A 13032-nucleotide genomic window follows, 5' to 3' on the forward strand; every position below is an offset into this window, starting at 1 on the left:
GCTACCTCGCCGGCCTCCACCTCCGTGCCTCAATGATCTGGATCAACGACCTGCTGAAGGCAACTGGCTGATCACAACGTCACACAGGCCCTAGGTCCCCGGCACGGAAGGGCGACGACGCCATGGACAGGTCTGCCTCCAAAGGTTTGGTCCGTGAGAGCCTCGTACTGGGTGCAGCCCTGGTGTCGGTCGTGCTCTGCGCTCCGGCGAGTGGGGCTGTCCCCGGGGACACGAGGGGAGACAGGACAACGGTTGCCGCTGCCCGTGCGAGCAGCGAAAGCGGCTGTCCCGTTGTGTACTTCGACCTAGGTGAAACCCTCCTGCACACCGCAGACGACGGCAGCACTTCCTATCAGCGTGGCGCAGCCTCGTATCTGCGCTCCTTGCGTGAACGCCACATCAAAGTCGGCCTGATCACCAATGTTCCGCCTTCGTGGGGCACGACCGACGCCGAGCGGGCCTCCAGGCTGAAAGAGGAAGTCGACGCGACATGGCGAGGTCCGGTCCCCTTCGCTTGGGAGGATTTCGGGGACCGGATCCTCACTCCGCGCGCCGAGACCGAGCGCAAGCCGGCTCCGATCCTTTGGCAGCGCGCGAAGGCCGACTCGGGCCGGTGCCGCGTCGTCTACCAGGCGGAAACGGCCGAAGAGGTCATGGTCGCGTCCTCGCTGGGCTTCGTGCCGTACCAGGTCGGCCGACCTCACCGTCCCGCTTTCCTGCCGGTGGGGCTGATCGAACTCCTCGGCCATCAGTCCCGCTGATACGAGCTAGCGACGAAGTACGCCGGCCACTCGCGCACTGCCGTGGCCGCGGCCGGCCCGCGTCGGGCGAGGCGCTGCTGAAGCCGAACGAGCGTACCGCCTTCAAGCTTTGGGTCGATGCCGACAGGGACGGCTGCAACACCGGCGCTGAGGTACTCAAGGCCGAGGCCATCATCGCCCCGGCGCAGGGTGCGAGCTGCCGGTTGAGCGCGGGCGAGTGGTACTCGACGACCGCTACCTCCAGGGGCCGAGCGGGCTGGACATCATCGAGTATGCGAGGAGAAGCCCTCCACGCCCCCGCCGAAGCACGGGCCGAGCAGGCGCCGCGCGCCCGGCTTCCGCCCGTCGTCTACGTGCTTGCGCTGGGCACGTTTCTGATGGGCACCACCGAGTTCGTGGTGGCCGGCCTGCTGCCCGAGATCGCGGGTGACCTGCAGGTCAGCGTCGCTCGGACCGGACTTCTGATCACCGTCTTCGCCGTCGGGATGATCGTGGGCGCCGCTGATGGCGATGCTCACGCTGCGGCTGCCCGAGCGGCTGCCCCTGATGCTCGCCCTGGGTGTCTTCGCCGCCGGGCACGTCATCGTCGCCGTAGCCTCCAGCTTCACCCTGCTCCTGGCGGCACGATCCGTGACCGCGATCGCAACCGGCGCGTTCTGGGCCGTGGCCAATGTGGCCGCCGCCAATGCCGCGGGCCCGGCCGCCAGCTCCCGCGCCAACGGCCTCGTAGGAGCGGGCGCCATGCTCGCCAACGTCGTCGGCGTGCCGCTGGGCGCGTTCGCCGGGCAGCTCATGGGTTGGCGGGGACCGTTCTGGGCCCTCGCAGTCCTCGCCGCGGCAGTCATCGCCCTGATCACCCGTACCGTCCCGCACGACGGCCTGGCCCAGCAGACAGTGTCGATCCGCTCAGAGCTGACCGCGCTGCGCTCGACCCCGCCTGTGGCTGGTGCTGGCCGCCTGCGCCACCACGACCGGCGGCGTCCTGGGCGGGCAGATCCTCCGCGAGACGGCGCGCCCGGGCGGGATGCGTTGCCGCGCGGGGTCAGCTATCGAGGCGGCGCATGCTGAGCCAGGCGACCATCTCGGGGTCGTGGTGGTCGAAGAACAGCGTCTCGCCAGTGTCCAGGGCGGCGATCCGGTCCATCTGCTCGTCGGTGAGCTGGAAGTCGAAGACGTCGAGGTTCTGGGCCATACGCTCCGGGCGCACGCTCTTGGGGATCGTGACGATGTCGCGCTGGATGAGCCAGCGCAGCACGACCTGGGCCGCGGACTTGTAGTACACCGCGCCGATCTCGGTGAGGACGGGGTTGGTGAACAGGTCGTTCTTGCCTTCGGCGAAGCCGCCCCAGGACTGGTGCTGGACACCCATAGGCGCTCCGGCAGAACAGGCCGAACCTCCCCATCAGGCCAGTTCGAGGCCGATCGCGTTGTGCACCTCCATGGGAGACGATCGGGCGGCCCCAACACGCCCCTTGGTTGACCTTCACCTTGGGGGAGGCCACAGCATCAGTGGGGCCGGGTGATGCGCTCGGCATGAGGAGGAGCGAGCATGGGGTTGCTGACCATCGGGGCGTTCGCGAAGGCGTCCCGGCTGTCGCCGAAGGCGCTGCGTCTTTACGACGAGCTCGGCCTGCTGACCCCTGCACGCGTCGACCCGGTGACCGGCTACCGCCTCTACGCACCGGACCAGTTGGACCAAGCCCGCCTGGTCGCCTGGCTCCGGCGCTTGGGCATGCCGCTGGCGCGCATTCAGCATGTCTGCGCGCTGGATGCGGGCCCGGCGGGCCAAGAGGTTCGCGCGTTCTGGGCCCAGGTCGAGGCCGACACTGCCGCGCGGCGGGACCTGGCCACCTTCCTCATCGACCACCTGTCATGGAAGGACCCCGCCATGTCCCCGACCGCCAACTCCCTGGAAATCCGCTACGCCGCTCTTTCCGAAACGGGTCTCGTCCGCGAGAGCAACCAGGACACCGCCTACGCCGGATCCCGGCTGCTCGCTGTCGCCGACGGCTGCGGAACCCAAGGAGCTCCTGCCAGCGCGGCCGCCATCGACGCGCTCAAGCACCTCGAAACCGGCAGCATCCCAGTCGGCGAGCTCCTCAACGTCCTCGAAGACGTCGTCGAACAGGCCAAGCAGGCTGTGCACGACGTCGCCGGGACGGGCTCTGCATCCGAAGAGACCGGCACGACCCTCACCGCGATGCTCTGGACCGGATCACAGTTGGCCCTCGTCCACATCGGCGACTCCCGCGTCTACCTTCTGCGCGGCGGAGAGCTGTTCCAGATCACCCACGACCACACCATGGTCCAGTCGATGGTCGACGAAGGACGCCTCAGCCCGGAAGAGGCAGCCTCCCACCCCCAACGGTCGCTGTTGGTCCGGGCTCTGGGCCTAGGAGCCAACACCACCCCCGACATGCGCCTCCACGACGCCCAGGGGGAAGACCGATATCTGCTCTGCTCCGACGGCCTGTCGACCGTCGTGCCAACCCAAGACATCCACCGAGCTCTCTCCGAGATCAGCGAACCCGAGCAGGCCGTCCGCGAACTCATCGCCCTCGCCAACGGCTTGGGTAGCCCCGACAACGTCAGCTGCGTAGTCGCCGACGTCCTGGAGTTCCAGCAGTAGGAGCGAGCGGCATGCACTTCGACTTGCAGCAGATCCGCTCTCAAGAACTCATCCGCGAAGCTGACGAGTACCGACTCGCCCGACAAGCCAGGAGAACCAAGTCAGCTCCTCAGACCAGGGCAGTCAGGACATCGCGACCGGCCCCCCGGCGCCTGCTGGCATGGCTCCGTGGGTGAACATCACACTCAATCTCAGGCAGCGCAGGCCACCTTTCTAGCCTCTTGCTATCCCTATCATGTCCACCCCCTGATGCCCTGCACCTCTTCACAGCGAGTCACAGCTGCAGCACAGAACGGAGTCGAGCAAGAACGGGCCCCGGATCGGTGCCACGACGCGAGCGCAACACCAGGGAGACGGCCGCTCGGTAGCCGTCCCACGTCGGCTCGGCCGCCCAACCGGCAGGGCAGGGCGTTCGAGGGCACGCTCAGCAAGCAAGTTCTGGTTCCGAACCCCAGGATGCAGGCGATCCACGTGAGGCACAGGAGACGGCGGCCGTGCGCGAGCAGCTGCTTCACCACACCTGCGAATGGTGCGGTGAGCCGGTGGAGTACGGCGGCAAGGGGCGTCCTCGGCGCCACTGCTCACCCGTGCACCGCCGCCGGGCATGAGAGTTGCGCACCGCCCGGAACCGCGCCGAGCGTCCGGTGAGTGAAGACGAGCACGGCGATGCCGATGGGGACGTTGATGAACGGGATCCAGCGCCAGGAGCCGACTTCGATGACCACGCCGCCGAGGAGGAGACCGAGGCCAGGTCGTCGGTTCATGGGGGGTCGGTGAGGTGGTTTGTGCGGTGGTGAAGGAGGGGGGTGGGTTGGGCGTGCCGGGGTTGGTCTTCAGGTGTCTGCGCAAATGGGGAGTGAGGTATCAGGATTCCGGCGCAGCCGAGGGTGATGACGCCGCCGATCGTCGGCCGCTTCATGATCGCGGCACTCCAGTCGGCGCGAGTACCGATGACCATGCTGATGAGGGCGAGCAGTGTGATCGCTCGGTGCAGCGGCGCCGGGTCAGCTGGTGACGGTACCCCTGACGGTTGGAGGCAGCATCGGGGACAGGGGCGGTGGCGTCGTCTCGCTCATGCAGGGAGCCCCTTGGGCGGGCGAGTCGTGATCAGATGAGGGAGCTCTTGTAGTACAGACTCGCCACTTTATCGGTATCGGTGGCCGAGTTTTCCGAGGCGAATCCCATGACCAGCCGGCAGGCGGTCATGTTGCTGGTGTCCGGGATCTGAATGGCAAGGCCCTCGGGCTCCCTGTAATACAGGCTCTGGCCAGCCTTGGTGAGCTGGCGGTCGCTGACGGTTCCTGTGTTCCAGTCGATTCTGGTGATGTAGGTGTTTCCGTCAGGGTTGGTGGGCGTCGTCGTCGTGTTGGGTGCATGTGTGGTGTCAGGAAGTGTCGCGACGCGTGAGCCAGCTGATGGACTCCTTCGAGGAGACATACGGCTACCCTGCAGGCGACAACACGGTGTCGCCTGCAGACGACGACACCCATGCTGCGACCACAGCTTTGGCCAGCCACCCGTCGGTCGTCCAGCCCTTGCTGTCGCTCTACTCCGTAATCGACAGCCTCTCGCTTCCCGATGTCGGCAACCGGAGAGTGTTGAGCGCCCCAGAGCGGGGGACCCCGGCCGGGGCCCAGGCGGCGATGGCCGACCAGCCGCGGCCGGCCTCCGGTCGCCCGGCCTCGACGAGTCCGGAGTTATGCCGGGCCCGGAAGCCAGCGGCCCTCTTGCAGGACCGCGAAGAACATAACGGGGGCGCCGTAATCACTGCTCCAACCTCTCCCTCTCTCCTTCCGGGCTCGGCGGCTGCCGCAGCGTTCGGATCGCCGCCTCATGGAAATCTCTGCGTGCCTCAACCGCCTCCCACGACAACGAATCCCACCGCGCCCAATCCGGACCCGTCGAACGATCCTGAGACTGGTCATCGATCACCTGCCACAGCTGTCGGAAAGCCTCTTTTCCGGGCGATGAACGCGGTCGTACCGGTGGGGGAGGTCAATGTGGCCCTCGCCCTGTCGTGGAGCGCCGCAGTACTGGCCGCCGCAGGGATCTATGCGGTGGGGGAACTGGTGTACCGCCGGCGGGTCGCCGCACTCGTCGCCCTGTGGGCGGCACTGCCTCAGGCTGTCGTTACGACCATGGCGTACACCGAGTCCCTGATGACCGCCTTTGCTGCGTGGGCTCTGTATGCCGCCCTCACACGCCGCTGGCTCACCGCCGGCCTGCTTGCCCTGCTGGCGGGCCTCACCCGCCCCAACGGAATTGCCGCAAGTGCACGAGGACGAGGAGCCGACGCCGAGCCGGCCAGCGCGAGCGGCTGCGGCCCGAGAGAAGGGACGGGCGGGATGGGCGGCGCGGCCGGGGATCGGAGGTGTGCGCTCAGCCGGCTGCGCGTCGGCGGGGGATTTCGCGGCAGTCGCTGACGGTGTCGCGCCGGTGATGCTCATGGTGTGCATCACGGAGTCGGGCAAGGCGACCAGGCACAGCCAGCCGCCGGCTGCGGCCAGGGCGTGCTGGGCGGCGATGAAGCTGTTGATGCCGGTGGAGTCCAGAAGGTCACCGGGTGCAGGTCGACCGCGATGCGGGAGCGGGGCGTGCCGGAGGCACACAGGGCCTCGCAGAGGGTGTCACCGGTGTGGTGGTCGTTCTCTCCGACCAGGGCCAGGCTGCGGCGGTGCTGTCTCCGGGGGCTACCAGTAGTGGCGTCGGCCTCCGACTGCGTGTCCGATAGAGCCCAGGATGAAGAGGATCGCTCCGATGACCAGCAGGATGATGCCGATGGTCCAGAGGATGGAGATCTTGAGTACGAATCCGACGATGAGAAGGATCACGCCGAGGGCTATCACGGTGTCCTCCATTGCCGAAGAGTGAGGCTATTCCTCACTTTTGCCCCTAAAAGGGTACTCGCGCAAGGCGGTGCCCTACTTTTTTTCCTCGTCGGAACCCAATCGCAATACGTCACGGGGTGCACCCCACCACTCGGCATTGGGCATCGTTCCCCAGTGCTGGATGCTGCACGGTCGGCGTCGGACCGTTCGAGCCGGATCTTTGGGATGGTGGGGACGCCGCAGCGGTGCGGCGTCCTGTTAAGGCGTCACTTCTTGGTGCAGACCTTGTGCGCCTTGACCCACGTTGTTCGGCGTCGTCCGCGCTAGAGGCCGCAATGAGCCGGACCCTGCAACGCCCGGCACTGCGCCTACGCAACGGCGTCGGAGCTCCGGCCGCCCTATTGGAGCGTCATCCCCTGCCCGGAGCCGGAGCGAGCGCCGACAAGCCGTCGCCGGCCTCATAACCGAGTACCACCGCACACCGAGGACCGCACCGGCTATGAGCGGACGAAGTCAAGCACTGGGTCGACGCCGACAGGGACGGCTGCAACACCCGGGCCGAGGCACTGAAGGCCGAGGCCGTCATCGCCCCGGATCAGGGCGCCAACTGCAGGCTGAGCGGTGGCTCATGGTTCTCGCCGTACGACGACCGCTACATCGAGGGGCCCGGTGGCCTGGACATCGGCCATCTGGTCCCGCTCGCCGAGGCCTGGGACTCCGGCGCCTCCGCATGGAGCGCCAAGGAGCGGGAGGCCTACGCCAACGACCTCGGTGACGACCGAGCGCTGATCGCGGTGACGGCCGCCTCGAACCGGTTAAAGGCCGACCAGGACCCCAGCCATGGCTGCCGCCTGCCGAGGGCTACCGCTGCCAGTACGTGACCGACTGGACCGCGGACAAGACCCGCTGGGGCCTGAGCATCGACACCGCTGAAAGGGCTGCACTGACAGAGGTACTGACCCGCTAGTGGGGGTGCAGAAGCGGGGCGGGATCGGCCCGTCCGGGGCTGGTCGCAAGGCCGCGCGCGGCCCAGGGGCAGTTGGACCTCTGCTGGACAGCGGGCTGCGCGGCGCTCGGACAACCAGGAGGAAGCCGCCGCCAGAACCGGCCATGTGGGGCTACGCCGGGCAACGCGAACCGGGGCGTGAGGCACGGCGGCCCGAGACCACAACCCGGCCGCCCGGCTCAGATCCGCCAGGACCGCAGCACCTCCGCGACGGCGTAGACGCTCAGATGGGTATCCCGGACCTTCCGGACCAGGTCAGACAGAGCACCATAGGGCGGATCGACGCCTTCGTCGGATTGATCCATATATTGAGCAGCAACAAAAGCGGCGAAAAGGCTGTTGCGGTGCGGCAGCGGCTCAAGGCGCACAATCGTGTGCAAGAGCGCAGCCGCACGCCAGGCGGCATCCGGATCGGACGCCTCAAGTGTCGGCATCTTGGTCTTGTGCCGCGCAACGGCCGCCACCAGCGCCGAGTAGTCCGTCACCGTCACGTCTTCGTGCCCGAGGGCGGCCTCCTGGACATCAAGCAGCCAGGAGACGTCGATGTGGAGGACCATCAGGCAGCCGCAGCCCCGTTGCGCTGGGAGGGCGGAATCTCCTCGGGGAACGCCTCGTCGAACTCGCTGCGCAGCCTGTCGGCCCAGGCGGCGGAGCCGGCGACGAACCGCTTGCGATGCATCTCCCGGACGCCCAGATCATGCAGGTACTGCTTCAGGCTTTTGCCCTCCGCAGCGGCGGCGGCACGGACGCCTTCCATTTCCTCGTCGGAGAAGGACACGTTCAGTGATGGCATCCCCCCATGGTACCTAGTTGGTGCCAAGCCTGCCAGGTGCGGTTTAGCGCTGTCCCAGCAAATCGCCGCGGCGATATCCGACAGACACGACAGCGGCCGACACCATCCCGGCTCCATGTGCGCCGGTAAGGAACATGTCGCCAGTCGCAAAGTAGCCCAGGGCCGGAAAGCCGTCAGGGCCGAGGCGTTCTCGGGGGTGAGGGTGGGCGTCGTTGAGTTACCCGCGGACCTGAGCGTTCACTGCGTGTTCACTGCGTGATGTGCGTCAGCACTGTCCGCGCCCAGGCCCGCGAGCTCTACACCGCCGAACCCGGTTCCGCCTCGGAAGACCGCCTGCGCCTGCTCGCCTCCTGGGCCGCCACACAAGCGGTCGAAAGCCCCTTCGACTCCAGCCACGCCTGACACCCCGCGGGCCGGTCGGATCACCACCGCTCCGGCGCGGTGGGGGCAGCGACGTGCCCCGGTGAGCCGCCCGTGCCGCGGGTTCACCCCCCAAGGTGGTGTGGGCGTTCCGTAGGGGTGACGCCAGCCTGCGCGCGGGCCGGCCGGGACCGCAGCTGGTGCAATCGATCCGGCTGAGTTCCTTTTCCGCGTTCCTCAACCGCACCACGGGCAGGCGTGTGCGGCCGGGTATCGCAGGAACGCCTACCGCCAGGAGAGTTGTATGACCGGGGTTCGGGAGGATCCATGCGCAGGTTGACGACGGTATGCACGGTGCTTGCGCTCGGAGCGAGCCTGCTCTGGGGCGGAATGGTGGCCGAGGCCACCGCTGCGGTGACGTCGGGCGGGGCCACGGCGGTCCGGGTGGTGACTCCCCAGTCGGCTGTTCCCGACCTCGATGCTCCCGGGCCGCCCAAGCCTGTCGATTTCCCGCCGGACGGGCAGTGGCATGGTCCGGGGCGGGTCACGATCCAGGCTCCGCCGTACGCCCGTATCGCTGATGTGAACTTCAGGTGCAGTGGTGTCGGCTGTGCGGTGACCATTGCTGCCGGTGGCTCGTCCGCCACCATTGACATCCAGGGCGGTTACAGCTGGATCTGGCCGTGGACGGTCTATGTTTCCGCCAGAAACGACGCGCCCATGGCCGGCGGCCGGTTCAGCGGAAGCCTCACCGCCGAAGGCGTGACGGTGCCCCTGGAGGTCGACATCACCCCGGGCACCCCAGGTGCTTTCGGCGGATACGTCAGCAGCGTTCCTGGGGGAGGGGGTGCCCGGGTGCGGTTTGTGGACCCCGACTCCCATGCCGCCGCCGCGGGGTTCATGGTCAACGACGTCGTCACCTCCGTCGACGGGCAGTCCGTCACGTCGGCGGCATCCCTCAGTGCCGCCCTCACGAACCGGCGAGCAGGGATCTACGTGCCCGTGGGCATCACGCGTAACGGCGCCCCCATGACCCTGTGGTACATGATCGACCAGTGAGCGCCACGGTCCGGCCCGCCCGCCTCCGCATCCGCCATCCGGTGTAACGGTCAGCACTGTCCTGCGCCCGCCGTGTCCCGGCCGCCCGCACAGCGGCCGGGACACGGCGATGAGGCCCTCGCGGGGCATTGCCGTAGCGGCATGCTTCCTGACAGCCGCTCGGAAGCGGGCGGAAGCGGACTCGCCGAACCTGAAGTCCTTCCGTAGCAGACCGGCAGTTGAATGGTGAAGGGATGACGATGAGCACTGCTCGAGCGGCAGCCGCAGGCGGCGAGGATTCCGGCCCTCCGATCGATACGATCGCGGGGACCGGGATCGAGGGGTTCACAGGGGACAACGAGTCCGCCGTTGCGGCTCAGTTGAACCGCCCCTACGGAATCGCGGTGGACGGCGCCGGCACCGTCTACTTCTCCGACTGCAACAACCACCGGGTCCGGAAGGTCACCGCCGACGGGAGGATCAGCACGGTCGCGGGGACCGGGCTCCCAGGGTTCAGCGGGGACGACGGTGCCGCAGCCTCGGCCCAGTTGAACGGCCCACGGGAGGTGGCGGTGGACAGCGCCGGCACCCTCTACATCGCTGATGCCGAAAACCACCGGATCAGGAAGGTCACGCCCGACGGGAAGATCAGCACGATTGCCGGCACGGGCACCGAAGGGTTCAGCGGTGACGGCGGCCTCGCCACCGCCGCCGAGTTGAGTTCCCCGTACGGAATCGCGGTGGACGGCAGCGGCACCCTCTACTTCTCCGACAACAACAACCACCGGGTCCGCAAGATCACTACCGACGGGAGGATCGGCACGGTCGCGGGAACGGGGGGCGCAGGCTTCAAGGGAGACGGTGGTCCAGCAGCTTCGGCCAAGCTGAACGGCCCACACGGAGTGGCGGTGGACCGCGCGGGCGCCCTTTACATCGCCGATGCCGAGAACCACCGGGTCCGCAAGGTCACGGCGGACGGGGCGATCAGCACGGTCGCCGGCACGGGCACCGACGGCTTCGCCGGTGACGGCGGCCCGGCGGCCACGGCTCAGCTGAACTTCCCACTGGGTGTGGTGGTGGACAGCGCCGGCACCCTCTACGTCTCCGACCACAACAACCATCGGATCCGCAAGGTCACGGCGGACGGGAAGATCAGCACGGTCGCCGGCACGGGCACCGACGGCTTCGCCGGTGACGGCGGCCCGGCCGCTTCGGCCCGGCTGAACTACCCGATCGGGCTCGCCGTGGACGGCGTCGACGCCCTCCACGTCGCCGACTACGTCAACAACCGGGTCCGGAAGATCGCCTCGGTGAGGGTGGCGGCCCTGCCCCAGCCGGGCACGGTGGTGTCCTGGGTGAACGTCCGCAGCCGGCTGCGGATGGCGGTCGCGCGTGAGTCCACCAAGGATGGCGCCGAAGTCCAGCAGATGCTCGCCGTCCCCAGGGACCACCAGCGGTGGCGGCTGGTCGCCGCCGGTCAGGACAACGGCGACGTCCTGTACCGGATCGAGAACGTGCGCAGCGGCAAGGTCCTGGAGGTCGTCGGCGCACAGGAGAGGGCCGGGGCGGTGGTCGCGCAGCGCGCCTACGAAGGCGGCGACGCACGCCACCAGCAGTGGAGGCTGATCCCGGTGGGCCCGGCGAACGGCAGCCCGCAGGTGTACGAGATCGTGAACCACAACAGCGGCCTGCTCCTGCGCGTCGACACCAACGCCCCCACGGCGATCAAGCAGGACGGGTCGGATGGCGATTACCACGGCCGGCAGTGGCAGCTGCTCCCCGTGTGACGCACGAGGGGGGGGCAGGGCGGCCTCGCCCCTGCCCCCCTTCGGAGTGCGTGCGTCAGTGGGAACCGGACGGGTCCTCGGAGGCCGACTTGATGGCCTTCGGTGTCTTCGGCGGCTCCGGTTCCTCGGCGCTCGGCTTGGCCGCCGTAGGCGGCTGCGGGGTCTTGGGGGGCTTGCTGAAATCGCTCTTCTTCGGCCTGTTCTCCAGGTCCTCGTCCTTCTGGAGGTTGCCGTGCTGCGTCACCGTCGCACTCGACTCCTGCATGCCGGCCGCGGCCGCCTGTGACACCGAGCCGGGATTCCGGGCGTGCTGGGCCTGCGCGCCGGCTGATGCCTGGGTGGTCTGGATGAAGGAGCCGAGGAAGCCCAGGACGGCCCGCGCTTCGGGCGACTGCTCCTGGACGACCTTCGCGCGGGAGGAGGCCCCGTGGATCGCGCTGTGGAAAAGGCTCGTGCTCGTGTCGTCGTACGTGTCCTCGTCGGCGTCCTCGAAGTCGACGCCCTCGCCCGGCTGCGGCTTGGCGCTGTCGGTGGTCACGGAGAAAAGCCCCGCGCTCCTGCCTGCGGAGCCGAAGATGTTGTCGAACACCATGGTCGTCATCCCTGCTCGTCGTGGTAGTGGCGCCGGCCGCCGGTCACGGCTGCTTGTACAGCGCTCGTGGGCTGTCCGTCAGGCTCTCGCCGTCGAACATCGTGTGGTCGACCTCCAGGGCGGAGACGACCTCCGCCAGTCCCTTCATCCGGAAGTCGCCGCTGCCCGTCAGGTCGATGTCGCCGATGTCCCGGGCGACCACGCGATCGTCGGCGGGGGTCCCCGGTTGCGGGGGAGCCAGCACCGCCACCGGTACGTCGTATCTCACCGCGATCAGTCCGGAGAACGTCACCGGGATCTCGTAGAGGTACTGCTTGCGGGTACGCCGCTGCGTCACCATGGTCTGCACGCGGGAGCCCGGCGGGACCTCGCCGGAGATCTGGGACTTAGAGGCCCAGCTCGTGGTCAGCGAGCCGCCGACCGAGCCCGAGATGCCCAGCAGCAACGAGGCGTTGAGTGACGCGGTACCGGTGGCGCTGCCCGTCGTCGTGAACCCCACCGAGTTGGTCACCGTGTTCGTCGCGGAGTTCCCGGCCGAGTTCGTCGTGGCCGTCTCGGTGGCGTTGGCGTTGTCGACCCCGACGCTGTCCTTGCTGTTCTTGTTGGTCACGGTGGTCGCGTTCTTGTTCGCCATGTCGTTGCGCATCTGCGTCCCGAACTGCGACTGGAGGTCCAGTCGGAGCTGGTTCTGCAGCTGCAGCTGGAGCGAGGCGCTGACGCTGCCGCCGAAGGTGAGCTTGGCCTCCCCGTGCAGCGACCACGTGACCCCGTTCGACACGGTGAAATCGACCGAGTCGGTGAAGTTCATCTTGGACGTCTGGCTGCGGTTGACGTAGCTGCGCGAGGAGAACGTGTCGGGCGGCGGCTGGCCGACGTCGCCCCGCTCCTCGATCAGCGGCTCTCCGAGGTTCATGTAGGCGAGCCAGCCCAACTCGAACGCGGAGCCGGGAAAGGTGCCGAAGCTGGACTTGTTCACGGAGAACCCGACGGGCTTGTGTTTCACACCGCTGCTGTCGACATAGACCAGCCTGGGGTGGCTCAGGATGGACTGCCAAGTCTGCTCGATGTCGAGTTCCCGCAGGTTCTTCTTCGTCAACGGACGGCGTTTGGCCCGTTCCAGGAGGTACGCGGTAGAAGGCATTCCCTGTCCTCGACTGATGTTCGTCAAACCCTGCCAGGGTGAAATGGAAAACGGTAATCCGGCGCGACCGGGAAGTGAAACTAGCACGGCCTCCATT

15 protein-coding genes and 2 pseudogenes are annotated in these 13032 nt (G+C 67.9%); 8 read left to right on the forward strand and 9 right to left on the reverse strand.

The annotated features are described in order from the left end of the window. The first annotated feature begins 293 nt into the window (after positions 1-293). Complete coding sequence (locus AC07C1_RS38635) at positions 294-761, forward strand: HAD family hydrolase (RefSeq protein ID WP_478946812.1); 468 nt, start codon at positions 294-296, stop codon at positions 759-761. Between the two features lie 263 nt (positions 762-1024). Here the strand turns inward: AC07C1_RS38635 and AC07C1_RS38640 are convergent, their stop codons facing one another. After that, positions 1025-1279 carry a hypothetical protein gene (locus AC07C1_RS38640; RefSeq protein WP_478946813.1) on the reverse strand — a complete coding sequence of 85 codons (255 nt, stop codon included), beginning with the start codon at positions 1277-1279 and terminating at the stop codon, positions 1025-1027. Between AC07C1_RS38640 and AC07C1_RS38645 the strand changes: the two genes are divergently transcribed. Continuing rightward, positions 1266-1829, forward strand: coding sequence for an MFS transporter (locus AC07C1_RS38645; protein ID WP_478946814.1), 564 nt, complete (start codon positions 1266-1268; stop codon positions 1827-1829). The genes AC07C1_RS38640 and AC07C1_RS38645 overlap by 14 nt on opposite strands. On the opposite strand, the pseudogene AC07C1_RS38650 reads toward AC07C1_RS38645, so the two are convergent. After that, a pseudogene (locus tag AC07C1_RS38650) lies at positions 1804-2127 on the reverse strand (aldo/keto reductase); the annotation flags it as partial. The gene AC07C1_RS38645 and the pseudogene AC07C1_RS38650 overlap by 26 nt on opposite strands. A 183-nt stretch (positions 2128-2310) precedes the next feature. On the opposite strand from AC07C1_RS38650, the gene AC07C1_RS38655 reads away from it, so the two are divergent. Next, complete coding sequence (locus AC07C1_RS38655; RefSeq protein WP_478946815.1) at positions 2311-3390, forward strand: MerR family transcriptional regulator; 1080 nt, start codon at positions 2311-2313, stop codon at positions 3388-3390. A gap of 581 nt (positions 3391-3971) precedes the next feature. Here AC07C1_RS38655 and AC07C1_RS38660 read toward each other — a convergent pair. Further along, a complete protein-coding gene (locus AC07C1_RS38660; RefSeq protein ID WP_478946816.1) occupies positions 3972-4154 on the reverse strand; it encodes a hypothetical protein in 183 nt (60 codons plus the stop codon). 343 nt (positions 4155-4497) lie between these two features. Continuing rightward, positions 4498-4827, reverse strand: coding sequence for a hypothetical protein (locus AC07C1_RS38665; protein ID WP_478946817.1), 330 nt, complete (start codon positions 4825-4827; stop codon positions 4498-4500). Between the two features lie 530 nt (positions 4828-5357). On the opposite strand from AC07C1_RS38665, the gene AC07C1_RS38670 reads away from it, so the two are divergent. Beyond that, the gene (locus AC07C1_RS38670; protein ID WP_478946818.1) at positions 5358-5813 is read left to right on the forward strand and encodes a hypothetical protein; all 456 of its coding nucleotides are present in this window, start codon (positions 5358-5360) and stop codon (positions 5811-5813) included. A 267-nt stretch (positions 5814-6080) separates the two neighbouring features. Here AC07C1_RS38670 and AC07C1_RS38675 read toward each other — a convergent pair whose 3' ends face one another. Further along, the gene (locus AC07C1_RS38675; protein WP_478946850.1) at positions 6081-6236 is read right to left on the reverse strand and encodes a DUF6131 family protein; all 156 of its coding nucleotides are present in this window, start codon (positions 6234-6236) and stop codon (positions 6081-6083) included. A 393-nt stretch (positions 6237-6629) separates the two neighbouring features. Between AC07C1_RS38675 and AC07C1_RS38680 the strand changes: the two are divergent. Continuing rightward, positions 6630-7185 (forward strand): annotated as a pseudogene (locus tag AC07C1_RS38680) (HNH endonuclease family protein). A gap of 218 nt (positions 7186-7403) precedes the next feature. On the opposite strand, the gene AC07C1_RS38685 reads toward AC07C1_RS38680, so the two are convergent. Further along, positions 7404-7781 (reverse strand): toxin Doc, encoded by a 378-nt coding sequence (locus AC07C1_RS38685; protein ID WP_478946819.1) that lies wholly within the window; start codon positions 7779-7781, stop codon positions 7404-7406. Next, positions 7781-8017 carry a hypothetical protein gene (locus AC07C1_RS38690; RefSeq protein WP_478946820.1) on the reverse strand — a complete coding sequence of 79 codons (237 nt, stop codon included), beginning with the start codon at positions 8015-8017 and terminating at the stop codon, positions 7781-7783. Before AC07C1_RS38690 ends, AC07C1_RS38685 begins: the two co-directional genes overlap by 1 nt. A gap of 258 nt (positions 8018-8275) precedes the next feature. On the opposite strand from AC07C1_RS38690, the gene AC07C1_RS38695 reads away from it, so the two are divergent. The 3 genes from AC07C1_RS38695 to AC07C1_RS38705 all read left to right on the forward strand — a co-directional run bounded on the left by AC07C1_RS38695 (position 8276) and on the right by AC07C1_RS38705 (position 11202). Further along, positions 8276-8419: a hypothetical protein gene (locus AC07C1_RS38695; protein ID WP_478946821.1), complete on the forward strand. Its 144-nt coding sequence runs from the start codon at positions 8276-8278 to the stop codon at positions 8417-8419. Positions 8420-8704: 285 nt separating this feature from the next. After that, on the forward strand, positions 8705-9436 hold the full coding sequence (locus AC07C1_RS38700; protein ID WP_478946822.1) for a PDZ domain-containing protein: 732 nt from the start codon (positions 8705-8707) through the stop codon (positions 9434-9436). 239 nt (positions 9437-9675) lie between these two features. Beyond that, complete coding sequence (locus AC07C1_RS38705) at positions 9676-11202, forward strand: NHL domain-containing protein (protein ID WP_478946823.1); 1527 nt, start codon at positions 9676-9678, stop codon at positions 11200-11202. Between the two features lie 55 nt (positions 11203-11257). Here the strand turns inward: AC07C1_RS38705 and AC07C1_RS38710 are convergent, their stop codons facing one another. Both AC07C1_RS38710 and AC07C1_RS38715 read right to left on the reverse strand, forming a co-directional pair. Next, positions 11258-11794, reverse strand: a complete 537-nt coding sequence (locus AC07C1_RS38710) for a hypothetical protein (RefSeq protein ID WP_478946851.1) — start codon at positions 11792-11794, stop codon at positions 11258-11260. A 43-nt stretch (positions 11795-11837) separates the two neighbouring features. Next, positions 11838-12935, reverse strand: a complete 1098-nt coding sequence (locus AC07C1_RS38715) for a hypothetical protein (protein WP_478946824.1) — start codon at positions 12933-12935, stop codon at positions 11838-11840. Between the last annotated feature and the right edge of the window lie 97 nt (positions 12936-13032).

The organism is Streptomyces sp. NPDC045022 (assembly GCF_056432605.1).

Coding starts and splice junctions, on each gene's coding strand:
- AC07C1_RS38645 (WP_478946814.1), top strand. CDS start 1,266: ATGGCGATGCTCACGCTGCGGCTGCCCGAGCGGCTGCCCCTGATGCTC.
- AC07C1_RS38655 (WP_478946815.1), top strand. CDS start 2,311: ATGGGGTTGCTGACCATCGGGGCGTTCGCGAAGGCGTCCCGGCTGTCG.
- AC07C1_RS38660 (WP_478946816.1), bottom strand. CDS start 4,154: ATGAACCGACGACCTGGCCTCGGTCTCCTCCTCGGCGGCGTGGTCATC.
- AC07C1_RS38665 (WP_478946817.1), bottom strand. CDS start 4,827: ATGTCTCCTCGAAGGAGTCCATCAGCTGGCTCACGCGTCGCGACACTT.
- AC07C1_RS38670 (WP_478946818.1), top strand. CDS start 5,358: ATGAACGCGGTCGTACCGGTGGGGGAGGTCAATGTGGCCCTCGCCCTG.
- AC07C1_RS38685 (WP_478946819.1), bottom strand. CDS start 7,781: ATGGTCCTCCACATCGACGTCTCCTGGCTGCTTGATGTCCAGGAGGCC.
- AC07C1_RS38690 (WP_478946820.1), bottom strand. CDS start 8,017: ATGCCATCACTGAACGTGTCCTTCTCCGACGAGGAAATGGAAGGCGTC.
- AC07C1_RS38695 (WP_478946821.1), top strand. CDS start 8,276: ATGTGCGTCAGCACTGTCCGCGCCCAGGCCCGCGAGCTCTACACCGCC.
- AC07C1_RS38700 (WP_478946822.1), top strand. CDS start 8,705: ATGCGCAGGTTGACGACGGTATGCACGGTGCTTGCGCTCGGAGCGAGC.
- AC07C1_RS38705 (WP_478946823.1), top strand. CDS start 9,676: ATGAGCACTGCTCGAGCGGCAGCCGCAGGCGGCGAGGATTCCGGCCCT.
- AC07C1_RS38710 (WP_478946851.1), bottom strand. CDS start 11,794: ATGGTGTTCGACAACATCTTCGGCTCCGCAGGCAGGAGCGCGGGGCTT.
- AC07C1_RS38715 (WP_478946824.1), bottom strand. CDS start 12,935: ATGCCTTCTACCGCGTACCTCCTGGAACGGGCCAAACGCCGTCCGTTG.